Consider the following 12,983-nt stretch of genomic DNA (forward strand, 5'->3'; position numbering starts at 1 on the left):
GCGGAAGGCGCGTCAGAACAACTCGCCCTGCGCGATCGCGGCCTTTGCCGGAGCCTTGCGGCTCGCGGGCGGGGCCACCGGTTCGGGAAGCCCGCTATCGTCGTTGCGTGCGCTGTTGACCCGCTCGCTCACGGGATCGAGCCGCAGCCATTCGTCCGGGCAGGGCCGGCAGAGGCGGGCCGCTTCGGGCGCGTCCACCGCCGCGTCGAGCCACGGCCCGACCGATTCCGGGGCCAGGATCGCCGGCATCCGCTCGTGGATCGCGCTCAGGGTGCCGTTGGCCGAGCAGGTGATGATCGCCGCCGTATCGACTTCCGAGCCGTCCGCGCCCATCCACGGCTCCCACAGGCCGGCGAACGCCATCGGCGCCCCGTCGGTGCGGCGCACCGCGAACGGCGTCTTCGTCGCGGCCTTGCCGGCCCCCTCGCGGCGCCATTCGTAGAAGCCGTCGGCCAGGAACACGCAGCGGCGGTGGCGCAGCGCCCCGCGGAAGGCCGGCTTCTCGGCCGCCGTCTCGATGCGGGCGTTGAACAGGGTCGGAAAGTCCGACGGATCCTTGAGCCAGGTCGGCCAGAGGCCCCAGCGCATCAGCCGGAAATGCCGCTCGCCGCTTTCGCGCATCACGACGGGCACCGGCTGGGTCGGCGCCACGTTGAAGCGGCCGGGGAAATTCGGCTGCTCGGAATAGCCGTAGAAGGCGCGGTAGACCTCCGGCGGCTGGCCGATGAAGAAGCGTCCGCACATGGACGCGATATGGGCTTTTGGCGGGCGCCGGATCAAGCGCAGCGGGTGCCCGAGTCACAGCGATGATGGTGATCCGGCCCGTCCCCTCAGGATGGGGGTGAGGCCTGGATCGAATCCGTGACGCCGGCCCCGTTTTGTCGCGCCTCGCATTCGTCGAACCGGTATCCACATCCGCGTCCAGGCGCTCTAACTTGGGGCCATGACCACCCCCGCGACGGCGAACGCTCCCGAGCCCGTCCTGCAGGTGCGCGCCGTGCCGGGCATGGCCCGGTTCGATGCCGCCGAATGGGACGCCTGCGCCACCTCCCCCGAGACCCTCGGGGCGGGCGACGAGACCTTCAACCCGTTCACCTGCCACGCCTTCCTCTCGGCGCTGGAGGAGGCGGGCTGCGTGTCCCGCCGCACCGGCTGGCTGCCGCTGCATGTCCGCGTCGAGCGCGAGGGCCGGCTCGTCGGCGCCGCACCCTGCTATCTGAAGTCCCACAGCCAGGGCGAATACGTGTTCGACCACGGCTGGGCCGACGCCTACGAGCGGGCCGGCGGCAGCTATTATCCCAAGCTCCAGGTGAGCGTGCCGTTCACGCCCGTCACGGGGCCGCGCTTCCTCATCGCACCGGGGGAGGATCCCGACACCGCCGCCTCCGCCATCGTCGCGGGGCTGCGCGCCCTGCGGGCCGAGACCGAGGCCTCCTCGATCCACGTCACCTTCGCCCGCGCGCGCGAAGCCGAGCAGGCCGAAGCCCTCGGGATGCTGACCCGCGTCGACCAGCAGTTCCACTGGGAGAACGAGGGCTATGCCGGCTTCGACGATTTTCTCGGGGCGCTCGCCTCGCGCAAGCGTAAGGCGATCAAGCGCGAGCGGCGGGAGGCGCTGAGCCAGGGCATCACGGTCGAGCACAAGACCGGCGCCGACATCTCGGAAGCCGATTGGGACGCCTTCTACGAGTTCTATCAGGACACCAGCGCCCGCAAATGGGGCCGGCCCTACCTCAACCGCGCGTTCTTCTCGCTGATCGGCGCGCGGATGCCCGAGCGCATCCTGCTGGTGATCGCCAAGAACGCGGGCCGGCCGATCGCCGGCGCCATCAACTTCATCGGCGACACGGCGCTCTACGGCCGCAACTGGGGCTGCATCGAGGATCACCCCTTCCTGCATTTCGAGGTCTGCTACTATCAAGCCATCGATTTCGCGATCGCCCGCGGGCTGAAGCGGGTCGAGGCCGGTGCGCAGGGCGAGCACAAGCTCGCCCGCGGCTACCGCCCGGTGCCGATGCATTCGGCCCACGACATCGCCGATCCGGCGCTGGCCCGCGCCGTCGCCGACTATCTGAAACGGGAGCGCAACCACGTGAACGCGGCGATTGCCGCGTACGAGGCGATGTCGCCCTTCCGCCGCACCTGCGAGGACACCAGCGAATGAGCCCGCAAACAAGCCCGATCGACCGCATCCGCACCTACGCCGACGAGTTGACCGCCCTGCGGCGCGATCTCCACGCCCATCCCGAGATCGGCTTCGAGGAGGTCCGCACCTCCGGCATCGTCGCCGAGCATCTCGAAAAGTTCGGCATCGAGGTGCACCGGGGGCTGGGCAAGACCGGGGTGGTCGGCGTGCTGCAGGGCCGGCCGGGTGCGCGCCGGATCGGCCTGCGCGCCGACATGGACGCGCTGCCGATCACCGAGGAGACCAACCTCCCCTACCGCTCCACCGTGCCCGGAAAGATGCATGCCTGCGGGCATGACGGGCACACCACCATGCTGATCGGCGCCGCCCGCTACCTCGCCGAGACCCGCGATTTCGACGGCACGGCCGTGTTCGTGTTCCAGCCGGCGGAGGAAGGGTTGGGCGGGGCCCGCGCGATGATCGCCGACGGCCTGTTCGAGAAATTCCCGGTCGATGAGATCTACGCGATCCACAACGCGCCCCACGGCCCGCACGGCGTGCTGCAGGTTCGGCCCGGTCCGATCATGGCGGCGGCCGATTTCTTCGACATCCGCATCACCGGCCGCGGCGCGCACGCGGCGATGCCGCACCAGGGCATCGACCCGATCGTGATCGCGACGGGGCTGGTCCAGGCGATGCAGTCGATCGTCAGCCGCAACAGCAACCCGCTGAAATCCGCCGTGGTCTCGGTCACGCAGATCCATGCGGGCGCGGCCTACAACGTCATTCCCGAGGGCGCGCATCTCACCGGCACCGTGCGCACCTTCGATGCCGATCTGCGCCGGCTGATCGCCACCCGCATCCGCGAGCTGGCGGCGGGCTTCGCCGCGGCCTACGGCGCCACCATCGAGGTGGATCTGCGCGACGTGTTCTCGGTGCTCGACAATCACCCCGAGCAAGCGGCGGCCGCCGCCGAGATCGCCGCCGAACTGTTCGGAACGGAGAAGGTCGAGGCCAACACCGTGCCGCGCATGGGCAGCGAGGACTTCGCCGACATGGTCGCGGCGGTGCCCGGCGCCTATGCCTGGCTCGGCGCCACGCCGGGCCCGGGCCTGCACAATGCGAGCTTCGATTTCGACGACAGCCTGATCCCGCTCGGCGCGGCCTATCTGGCGCGGATGGTGGAGCGGCGCACGGCGGCATAAGCCATCCGCATTCTTCCGACCCTCCCCCTCATCCTGAGGTGCTGGAGCGAGGCGGAAGCCTCGAAGGATCCTCCAGATCCCGCGCGTTTCCTGGAGCATCCTTCGAGGCCGCTGCGCGGCACCTCAGGATGAGGTGCGGGTCGGCGATCGCTGGAGAGCGAACTCGAAAAACGATTCGGCAGCAAGGGACGGGATGCGTCGGCCGCCTTCTCGCGCAAGGATCGCCGCATCCCTTTTCCCGGAGGCGCCGATGCTCGCCGAATCCGAAATTGTCCCGCCCGACGAGGCGCCCCTCACCGCGGCCGAGATGCGCGCCGCCGTCGCCGCGCGCGATGGCGGCTTCGACGGGCGTTTCGTCTATGCGGTGCGCTCCACCGGGGTCTATTGTCGGCCGAGCTGTCCCTCGCGGGCGGCGCGGCCTGAAAATCTTTCCTTCCATGCCGGACCAGCGGAAGCCGAGGCCGCGGGATTCCGGCCCTGTCGCCGCTGCCGGCCCGACGAAGCGGCCCAGTCCGAGCGGCAGGCGGAGGCCGTGACCCGCGCCTGCCGGCTGATCGAGGCGGCGGAGACGCCGCCCTCCCTCGACGCGCTCGCCCGCGCGGCGTCGTTGAGCCCGTTCCACTTCCACCGGATCTTCAAGGCGGTCACCGGCGTGACGCCGGGGGCCTACGCCGCGGCCCACCGCGCGGCCCGCGCCGCCGACAGTCTCGCCGAGGGCCGAACCGTGACCGAGAGCGTCTACGCGGCGGGCTACGGCGCGCCGAGCCGGTTCTATGCGGGCGGCGCGGAGCGGCTCGGCATGAGCCCGTCGGCCTATCGCAAAGGCGGCGCGGGCGAGCGGATCTTTTTCGCGATCGACGCCTGTGCTCTCGGGCTCGTGCTGGTGGCGGCGACCGTTCGAGGGGTCTGCGCGATCCTGCTCGGCGACGATGCCGACGCGCTCCGACACGACCTGACGGCGCGTTTCCCCAAGGCGGCGATCGTGGCCGGCGACGCGGATTTCGCGGCGACGGTGGCCGAGGTCGTGCGCCTCGTCGCGGCGCCGGGGGGCGCCTTCGACCTGCCCCTCGACATCGGCGGCACCGCCTTCCAGCAGCGGGTGTGGCAGGCGCTGCGCCGCATCCCGGTCGGCACCACCGCGACCTATGCCGAGATCGCCCGCGCCATCGGCGAGCCGGCGGCGGTCCGCGCCGTGGCCATGGCCTGCGGCGCCAACGCTTTGGCCGTCGCGATCCCCTGCCACCGGGTGGTGCGCTCGGACGGGGCGCTCTCAGGGTATCGCTGGGGCACGGAACGCAAGTCGGCCCTGCTCGCCCGCGAGGGGGTGAAGCGCTAATCCCTCAAGCCGGAACGGCCGAGCCGGGCGGGGCCGCGTCGTGTCCTGTCGGCGCCGGGTTGGGCGTATCGGTCGGCGCGTGCCCGGCCGCGTGCGCCTTCCTCGCCTGGATCTCGATGAAGACGCGGGTGACGTTGCGGCTCTTCGCCTTGATCCGCTGCTCCAGCCGAGCGACCGTCTGCTCGACCTCGCCCGCGGGCACGTCGTCGGCGAAGTCGAGGCTGAGATTCACGAGGATGTCCGAGGGGCCGAGATGCTGGGTCAGCACCTCGTTGACGTGCTGGACCGCGCGCTCCTCACGCACCGCCGCCTGGATCGTGCGCACCACCTCCGGGTCGGCGGCCTCGCCGATCAGCAGGCCGTGGGTTTCGATCATCAGGAAGATCGACATGCCGATCAGTACGAGGCCGATGCCGATCGAGGCCCAGCCGTCGAGCGCCGGGTTGTCGAGGACGTGGGCGAGCACCACGCCGGCCATGGCGATGACGAGGCCGATCAGGGCAGCCACATCCTCCACGAGGATCGTGTAGAGCGACGGATCCTTGCTTCGGTGGATCGCGGTGATCGCGCCGCGCTCGCCCTTCTCCGCCCAGAACGCCTTCACGGCCACGAAGCAGGAATAGCCCTCCGCCAGGATCGCGAAGCCGAGGATCGAGACGTTCACCCAGAAGCCGGAGAGGTGAACGCCGAACAGGGTCGCGTCGGCGGCGGGCTCGGGATGCTCGATCTTGTGGGCGCCCTCGTAGATCGCGAAGATGCCGCCGCCGAGGAAGATGAACAGGGCGACGATGAAGGCGTAGAAATACACCTCGCGCCCGTAGCCGAAGGGATGCTTGGCGTCCGCCGGCTTCTTCGCCCGCTTCAGGCCGACCAGCAGCAGGAGCTGGTTGGCGGTGTCGACCAGCGAGTGCGCGCCCTCCGCCAGCATCGCGGTCGAGCCCGTGAGGAAGGCGCCGACGAACTTCGCTGCCGCGATGGCGAGGTTGGCGCCCGCCGCCGTGTAGATCGCACCCGTGCTCTCGGCCATGTCCCGCTCCTGAGCGGCGCGCATCGCCGTCACGGGCTCGTCAACGCGGCCGGAGTGGTCAAGGTTGCTGCGATGAGCCGGCCCGTGCAACGTGCCGCCCGTTTCTGCCAGGAGCCGTGCGATGACGCCCTACGATCCGGACAACATCTTCGCAAAGATCCTGCGCGGGGAGATCCCCGCGCATAAGGTCTACGAGGACGAGCACAGCCTCGCCTTCATGGATGTGATGCCCCAGGGCGAGGGCCATACCCTCGTCATCCCGAAAGCGCCCTCGCGCGGGCTCCTCGATGCCGAGCCGCAGACGCTCGCGGCCGTGATCGGCACGGTGCAGCGGGTCGGCCGTGCGGTGAAGGCGGCCTTCAAGGCCGATGGGCTGACGCTGTTTCAGTACAACGAGCCGGCCGGCGGGCAGACGGTGTTCCACCTGCACTTCCACCTCGTGCCGCGCCACGACGGCGTGCCGCTGAAGCGCCACGAGGGCGGCATGGCCGACAATGCGGTGCTCGCCGAGCACGCCGCGCGCATCCGGGCGGCGCTGGACGAGGGCTGAGCCGGCCCCGCGACATCCGTTCGCTCCCGCTCGGGATCCGCGGATGCCGCCTCCGCTCAGGCGTGCCGTGCCCCGTTCGCCGATCCCGCGCCGGCTCCCATGCTGCTTCCCATGGACGCGATCACCGAGCGCAGGCCGGCATTCTCGGCCTCCAACTCAGCGATCCGGCGGAGCAGGACGGCGATCGACGGGTCCGTCAACGGTGCCGGGGACGGCTCGGGGGCGGCCTTCGGCGCCTCTGCGAAGGCGACGCCGACCGCGTCGCCGCGGCGCCAGCGCAGATTCGACCGGAGAGTGATTTCTTTCTGCGGGATATAGAGGTCGAACGATTCCGGCAGGGTGTTGGTCTCGCTCAACTCCAGCCGTGCGCCCATCTCCGAGAAATCGCGGACGATGCAATCCATGCTGGACGCACCTTTGTTGAAGTGGATCCGCCCCTTGAGAAAGGTTCGCTTGCGAGGCTCCTGGCGCTTCTCGCTGATCATGATCGGTCTCCGGCCCGCCTGACTGTCCACCTGTCTGGCATGCCGGCCGTTAAGGAATGCTCGACTCGATTCAAGCACCCGCTAGGGCATCATCCCGAAAGGTGGTTGCCGGCTTTCGGAAAAGGACGATGCACTAGGCGCCGTCGGTTGCCCGCTCCGTTCCGCCCTCGTCGAGGCACTGGAACAGGTAGAAGCCGTTGAAGCGCACGGCGGTCACCGCAGCGCGGTCGTCGAAGCCGGGGGGAGGGCTGGCGCTTCCATCGATGCGCCCGCCGAAGGTCCAGCGGCGCCCGCCGACGAAGCGCGGCACGGCACAGCTCTCCGGAACGGCGCAGAAAAGCGCTTCCCTGCCCCGGCGGCGGAACAGGTTGTAGCTTCGCATCGGATCTCCTCCGCATCGCCGCACCCTCGGAATCACGGTAGTCCGACAATCGGTCCGGTTTGTGTCGGTCAGGGCCATCGCTTGAAGGCGATGACCCTGGTTTCCTGCCGGCCTTGGTCGCCCGCGCCCGCGCCCGCCTCCGCGGAGCGCATCGGTTGCGTGGACTTGCCGCTCCGCTCGATGCTTTCCGGGGCTCACGCCCCCGAATGCTCGCTTCGCGCGGCGAAGCCACTCACGCGGCTCCGAGCGGTCGCCCGGTTCTTTGTGGGTACAGGCCGATCAGGCCGGGACGGCGTCGGCCTCTGCCCGGCAATCCGGTTCGTCGGTCGGCGTCTCGCGGTCGGCCGCGGCGAGGCGGACGGCGTGGTTGATCACTGCCATATGGGTGAAACCCTGCGGGACGTTTCCGCGCTGCTCGCCCGTTTCCGCGTCGATCTCCTCGGCGAATAGGCCGAGATCGTTGCCCCGCGCCAGCAGCCGCTCGAACAGGGCGGCGGCCTCGTCGTGACGGCCGGCCAGCGCCAGACAGCCGACCCGCCAAAAGGCGCAGGCGGTGAAGGTCGCCTCCTCCCCCTCCAACCCGTCGTCGATCCGGTAGCGGTAGACGAGGTCGCCCGCGCCGAGTTCCGCGCCGACCCGCTCCAGGGTTTTCGCAACGCGCGGATCGTGCGGATCGAAGGCGCCGAACAGCACGGCGCGCAGCACCGCTGCGTCGAGATCGTCCGATTCGTAGGCCATGGTGTAGGCGCCGCGCGCCGCGTTCCAGCCCCGCGCATGGTACTCTGCTCGGATCTCGTCCGCCGCCCGCTCCCACCCGGCGATCGTGTCGGGACTCGCGAGACGGTGCTTCGGGTCGGCGCGGGCGATCTGCACGGCGCGGTCGAGGCCGACCCAGAGCATCGCCTTGGTGTGCAGGCTTTGGCGCTTCTGCGTGCGCATCTCCCACAGGCCGTGATCGGGCGCGTGGCGGGCCCGCAGGATGTGGTCGGTGAGATGGCCGAGTGCCTCGGGCAGATGGTCGTTCACCTTGACCGGCGGGTCGAATTCCACCGCCTCGAGGTAGCCGTGGAGGGCCACCAGGAACTCGCCGTAGATGTCGTACTGCTCCTGATCGGCCGCCGCGTTGCCGATCCGCACCGGGCCGGTGCCGCGCCAGCCGCGCAGGTGGTCGAGGGATTCCTCCCGCGGCACCGCACCGTCGAGGGCGTACATCAGGTGGAGGTCGCGCCCCCGGCTCGTATCGGCCTCGCGCAGGAAGCGCAGGAACTCGGCGGCTTCGCGCTGGTAGCCGAGATTGACGAAGGCGGTGACGGTGAAGCTCGCATCCCGCATCCAGACATAGCGGTAATCGTAGTTGCGGTTGCCCGGCACCGCCTCGGGCAGCCCCGCGGTCGCGGCGGCGACGATGCCGCCGGAAGGGCCGTGCGTCAGCAGCTTCAGGGTCAGCGCGCTGCGCAGGACCGTCTCGCGATAGGGCCCCTCATAGGTGCAGCGGCCCGACCATTCCTCCCAGTAGGCCCGCGTGGCCGAGAGCGAGGCATCGACCGTCCCGGGCCTTCCCGCCGCGCCGGGATCGCCACCGTCGCCCTCGCCGTGGGCGAGCACGAGATCGGCGCGCCCGCCGGCCTTCAGCGCGAAGGCGCCCTCGGCGGCCTCCTCGCGCGGGACGAGTGGCAGGGTGCCGACAGCGCGGATCGCATCGCCGCCGCCGCGAAAGCGGATGCAGGTCTCGGATTGTGCCGTCGCCTCGGTCGGGGCGCGGGCATAGTCGAAGGTCGGGCGCACCTGCCATCGGCCCGAGACGCGGCCCGACACGCAGGCGAGGCGGCGCACCACCTGGCCCTGGACGTGGCCGTCCGGGCCCTCCTCCGGCACGGCTTCGTGCGAATGGATCGGCATGAAATCGGTGAGCACCGCCCGGCCGGTCGCGGTGACGAAGGTCGTCTCGAGAATGTTGGTGCCGGGCAGATACCGGCGGCTGGTTCCCGTCAGCCCGTCGAGGACGAGGCGGCAACGGCCGCCGCGGTCGCGGTCGAGCAGCGCCAGAAACACCGCCGGCCCGTCATGCCGGGGCCAGCACAGCCAATCGAGGGAACCGTCGCGGGCGATCAGGGCCGTGGTGCAGGTATCGCCGATCACGGCGTAGTCGGCGATGGGGGTGTCCGTCACGATGATTCCCGGTCGAGTGGCGCCGCGGCAACGTCCCGTGATGCGCAGGGTTCGCCCCTGCGACATCAGGCGACGCGGCGCGAAGCGCCGGCTCAGTAGCGGGGGGCGTGGTTACGCATGAACCGCCGCGACGGGCTCCGCCTCGGCCGGTAGGCCCGCCGGGTGCCGTACCCCCCGGGCCGCCGATAGTTGCCGCTGTTGACGCCGGCACTGCGATCGTTGCCGGTGGCGCTCGCCGACGGCGAGAGACCGCTGCCCGAATTGCCGCCCTGTGCGCCGGCGGGGCCGGCGACGGCCAGGGCGAGCGTCGCCGCCAGGGCGACGAGACTGATGCGAAGCGGAAATTTCATGGTTCGAACCTTTTCGAAGAAGGGCCCCGCGCGGGCTCCGTGAGGGAGCGAACCGTGCCTCAGACCGCTTGTTCCCCGCCGATCCAGGTGCCGAGCACGGCCTTGTCGGCGGAAAGCGCGACGAGATCGGCCGCAAAGCCGGGGGCGATGCGGCCGAGCCGCCCGTCGAGTCCGAGGAAGCGGGCCGGGGTCAGCGAGGCCATCGCCAGGGCCTCCGCGAGGGAGGCGCCGCCGCGCGTGCTCATGTGGCGGACGGCTTCCGCCATGGTGATCGCCGCGCCCGCCAGGGTGCCGTCCTCGCCGGTGAGCCGGTCGCCGGTCCGGACGATCCGGCGCCCGAACAGGGTGAAGGACGCGTCCGCGCGGCTGTCGCCGACCGGTGGCATGGCATCGCTCACCAGCATCAGCCGCTCGCTTCCCTTGAGGCGCAGAGCCAGCCGAAGCTGGTCGTCGCCGACATGATGGCCGTCGGCGATGATCCCGGCAAAAGTCCCCTCCTCCGAGAGGGCGACGCCGACCGCGCCGGTCTCGCGCGGCCCGATCTGCGACATGGCGTTGAACAGGTGGGTGAAGCCGGTGAGCCCTTCCGCCATCGCCGCCCGGATCGCGACTCCCGTATCCGCCGTATGCCCGGCGCAGACCCGGGCGCCGCGGGCGACGAGGTCGGCCACCGCACCGGCCGGCACCCGCTCCGGCGCCAGCGTCACCAGGGTGAGGCCGTGCTCGCCCAAGCCGGTCAGGAGTTCGGCGTCGCCGGGGCCGAATTCGGCGAGCCGGGACGGGTCGTGGATTCCGATCCGCTGCGGGCTCAGGAACGGCCCTTCGAGGTGGATGCCGAGGATACCGGGAATCCCGGCGCGGATCGCCGCCGCAACGCCCGCGATGGCCGCCCGGATCGCGGGCCGCGTGTCGGTGATGAGGGTCGGCAGCAGGGCGGTGGTCCCGCCGCGCCGGTGCGCCGCCGCGATCCGGGCGATGCCGGCCACGCTGGAATCGTCGTTGAGGAGCACCCCTCCGCCGCCATTGACCTGAAGGTCGATGAAGCCCGGCACCAGCACCGTGCCCGCCGGCAGCCGGACAAGGGGCACGCCCGCAGGTGGTTCGGCGGTGACGTCGATGATGTGCCCGCCGCGCAGCACGACGGCGCGGTCGCCGAGCATCCGCTCGCCGTCGAAGACGCGGTCCGCGCAGATCGCTTGATCACATCGGGTTCCCAAAGGGATCATCCCTTCGGCGGGGTATCGGGGCAGAGCCCCAATGTCGTCCCAGGGCTCCGCCCTGGCCCCGCGAAAGGGCGCGCCCTTTCGAAACCCGGACTCGTCATCACAGCGTCTCCGTCACCTTGGTGAGGCCGGCCGGCTTGTCCGGGTCGAGGCCGCGGCGTCGGGCCTCGGCCTCGATGGCGCGGTAGGCCGGCACCAGCATGGCGATGGGGTCGCAGGCCGGATGGCCGTCGCCGAGCCAGGGCAGGGTGCCGAGTGGACCGCCGCAGGCATGGACCCGCAGCCCGTCGCGGGTGAGGTCGCGCACGAGCGCGTCCACGCCCTCGGCCAGCGGATCGGCTTGGCGCAAAGCCAGGACCGGCGTTGCGCTTGAGACGGAGGCGCGGGGGCCGTGACGCAGCTCCGCCGCCGAGTAGCCGAGCGCGGGCAGGCGCAGGGTCTCGGCGAGCTTGAGGGCGATCTCGCGCAGGGGGCCGAGCCCGTGGCCGCGCCCCGTGACGAAGGCCGCGGGCGCGCCCGCGAGGTCGGCGCTCCAGGCGGACCAGTCGAGGGCGAGCGCCTGTCTCAGCCGTTCCGGCAGGGCGGTGAGGCCCTGTTCCAGCTCCCCGTCGCCGGCCCAGGCCGCCACCAGCGCGGCGCCCGCGAGGGCCGAATTCGTCACCGTCTTGGTGGCGGCGACCGCCTGCTCCGGCCCAGCGAGGATCGGCAGGACGAGGTCGCTCGCCCGCGCGGCCGGGGATTCGGGATCGTTGACGAGGGCGAGCGTCACGGCTCCGCCGGCGCGCGCCGCTTCCGTCGCCGCGACGAGATCGGGCGAGCGGCCCGATTGCGAGACCACGACGAAGAGCGCGCCCGCAACCTTGGGCGGACGGTCATAGCCCGTCACCACCGAGGGTGCGGCGGCCGAAACCGGCAGGCCGAGCCGCGTCTCGATCAGGTAGCGCAGATGCACGCCGGCATGGCCCGAACTGCCGCGCCCGCACACGACCACGAAGGGGAAGCTCTTGGCGCGCAATGTCGCGCCGAGGCGGGCGGCTTCGCCCGCTGCCAGCAGCGCGTCGGCGGCGGCGGGGATCGCGGCGATCTCCCGCGCCATGAAGGTCGTGGCGCTCATGACCGGCCCACCTCGCGAAGGGCGCGACGCAGGTTGCCGTCGTGGCGCAGGAGCAGGTCGTCGGCCCGCATGGCGCTCATCCCCCCCGCGAGCAGCACTGCGCGCTTGATGTCGCCCTCGGCCCGCGTCAGGGCGTCGGCGGCGACGTCTGCCGGGCAGCCCGCGAGCTCGCAGACCATGGCGACGCCGCGGGCGCGCAGCTTCCGGTTGGTCGCGCGCATCGCCACCATCCGCCCACGATAGACCCGCCCCAGCCGGATCATCACCAAGGTGGAGAATAGGTTGAGGATCACCTTCTGTGCCGTGCCCGCCTTCATGCGGGTGGAGCCCGCCAGCACCTCGGCCCCCGTGGCGGCGAGGATACCGTGGGCGGCCTCGCGCAGGATCGGCGCCTCCGGGTTGTTGCTGATGCCGACGGTAACGGCGCCGCGGCCGCGGGCGGCCTTCAGCGCCTCGACGGTGAAGGGCGTGGAGCCGCTGGCGGCGAGCCCCACGACCACGTCGCGCGGGCCGATCTCGGCGCTTGCGATCCAGGCGGCGCCATCGGCGGCGGAATCCTCCGCATCCTCCACGGCGCGCAGCAGGGCGCCCTCCCCGCCGGCGATGGCGAAACCGAGCTGCGCCTCCGGCCAATCGAAGGTCGGCGGCAATTCCGCCCCGTCCTGCACGCCGATCCGCGCGGAGGTGCCGGCCCCGACATAGACCAGCCGCCCGCCCTCGCGCAGGCCCGGCTCGGCGGCCCGCGCCGCCGCATCGATCGCCGGCAGGGCCGGCCCCACCGCCGCCACCGCCGCGAGCTGGCCCTCCCAGAGCGCCTGGAGGATGTCGAGCCCGCCCCAGGCGTCGAGATCGACGTAGCGGGCGCTGGCGTCCTCGGTCCTCATGCCTTGCGTGCCCTGCTCGTCCGCATCGCGTTCATCCGATTCCGTCTTCGGCCGATTCCGTTTTCGGCACTGCATCACGCGCCTCGCCTGTTCGAAAGAGGTCATCCCCGATGCGGTTCCGCCGGACGCGGAA

The 12,983-nt window shown here is 71.3% G+C and carries 13 protein-coding genes; 4 read left to right on the forward strand and 9 right to left on the reverse strand.

Annotated elements, in window-relative coordinates; genetic code table 11:
- Nucleotides 1-12: 12 nt before the first annotated feature.
- Nucleotides 13-744: an SOS response-associated peptidase gene (locus Y590_RS20880; RefSeq protein ID WP_060771532.1), complete on the reverse strand. Its 732-nt coding sequence runs from the start codon at nt 742-744 to the stop codon at nt 13-15.
- 199 nt (nt 745-943) lie between these two features.
- Here Y590_RS20880 and Y590_RS20885 point away from each other — a divergent pair, with 199 nt between their 5' ends.
- The 3 genes from Y590_RS20885 to ada all read left to right on the forward strand — a co-directional run bounded on the left by Y590_RS20885 (nt 944) and on the right by ada (nt 4,666).
- Nucleotides 944-2,164, forward strand: coding sequence for a GNAT family N-acetyltransferase (locus Y590_RS20885; protein ID WP_060771533.1), 1,221 nt, complete (start codon nt 944-946; stop codon nt 2,162-2,164).
- Nucleotides 2,161-3,330 carry a M20 aminoacylase family protein gene (locus Y590_RS20890; protein WP_060771534.1) on the forward strand — a complete coding sequence of 390 codons (1,170 nt, stop codon included), beginning with the start codon at nt 2,161-2,163 and terminating at the stop codon, nt 3,328-3,330. The genes Y590_RS20885 and Y590_RS20890 overlap by 4 nt, the downstream gene beginning before the upstream one ends.
- A gap of 250 nt (nt 3,331-3,580) precedes the next feature.
- Complete coding sequence (gene ada, locus Y590_RS20895; RefSeq protein WP_060771535.1) at nt 3,581-4,666, forward strand: bifunctional DNA-binding transcriptional regulator/O6-methylguanine-DNA methyltransferase Ada; 1,086 nt, start codon at nt 3,581-3,583, stop codon at nt 4,664-4,666.
- Between the two features lie 4 nt (nt 4,667-4,670).
- Here the strand turns inward: ada and Y590_RS20900 are convergent, their stop codons facing one another.
- Nucleotides 4,671-5,693, reverse strand: coding sequence for a cation diffusion facilitator family transporter (locus Y590_RS20900; protein WP_060772394.1), 1,023 nt, complete (start codon nt 5,691-5,693; stop codon nt 4,671-4,673).
- 121 nt (nt 5,694-5,814) lie between these two features.
- Between Y590_RS20900 and Y590_RS20905 the strand changes: the two genes are divergently transcribed.
- Complete coding sequence (locus Y590_RS20905; RefSeq protein WP_060771536.1) at nt 5,815-6,243, forward strand: HIT family protein; 429 nt, start codon at nt 5,815-5,817, stop codon at nt 6,241-6,243.
- Between the two features lie 56 nt (nt 6,244-6,299).
- Here the strand turns inward: Y590_RS20905 and Y590_RS20910 are convergent, their stop codons facing one another.
- The 7 genes from Y590_RS20910 to Y590_RS20940 form a co-directional block, all read right to left on the reverse strand.
- Nucleotides 6,300-6,728 carry a PilZ domain-containing protein gene (locus tag Y590_RS20910; RefSeq protein WP_060771537.1) on the reverse strand — a complete coding sequence of 143 codons (429 nt, stop codon included), beginning with the start codon at nt 6,726-6,728 and terminating at the stop codon, nt 6,300-6,302.
- 133 nt (nt 6,729-6,861) lie between these two features.
- Nucleotides 6,862-7,110, reverse strand: coding sequence for a hypothetical protein (locus tag Y590_RS20915; protein WP_060771538.1), 249 nt, complete (start codon nt 7,108-7,110; stop codon nt 6,862-6,864).
- Between the two features lie 279 nt (nt 7,111-7,389).
- Entirely contained in the window at nt 7,390-9,279 is a 1,890-nt protein-coding gene (locus Y590_RS20920; RefSeq protein WP_060771539.1) for a glycoside hydrolase family 15 protein, read from the reverse strand.
- A 92-nt stretch (nt 9,280-9,371) separates the two neighbouring features.
- A complete protein-coding gene (locus Y590_RS20925; protein WP_060771540.1) occupies nt 9,372-9,629 on the reverse strand; it encodes a hypothetical protein in 258 nt (85 codons plus the stop codon).
- A gap of 59 nt (nt 9,630-9,688) precedes the next feature.
- Complete coding sequence (gene nagA / locus Y590_RS20930) at nt 9,689-10,846, reverse strand: N-acetylglucosamine-6-phosphate deacetylase (protein WP_502689475.1); 1,158 nt, start codon at nt 10,844-10,846, stop codon at nt 9,689-9,691.
- Nucleotides 10,847-10,952: 106 nt separating this feature from the next.
- Nucleotides 10,953-11,966: an SIS domain-containing protein gene (locus Y590_RS20935; RefSeq protein ID WP_060771542.1), complete on the reverse strand. Its 1,014-nt coding sequence runs from the start codon at nt 11,964-11,966 to the stop codon at nt 10,953-10,955.
- Nucleotides 11,963-12,850 (reverse strand): N-acetylmuramic acid 6-phosphate etherase, encoded by an 888-nt coding sequence (locus Y590_RS20940; protein WP_060772395.1) that lies wholly within the window; start codon nt 12,848-12,850, stop codon nt 11,963-11,965. Before Y590_RS20940 ends, Y590_RS20935 begins: the two co-directional genes overlap by 4 nt.
- Nucleotides 12,851-12,983 lie beyond the last annotated feature (133 nt).

The sequence above is a fragment of the Methylobacterium sp. AMS5 genome (genome assembly GCF_001542815.1).
Taxonomy (GTDB): domain Bacteria; phylum Pseudomonadota; class Alphaproteobacteria; order Rhizobiales; family Beijerinckiaceae; genus Methylobacterium.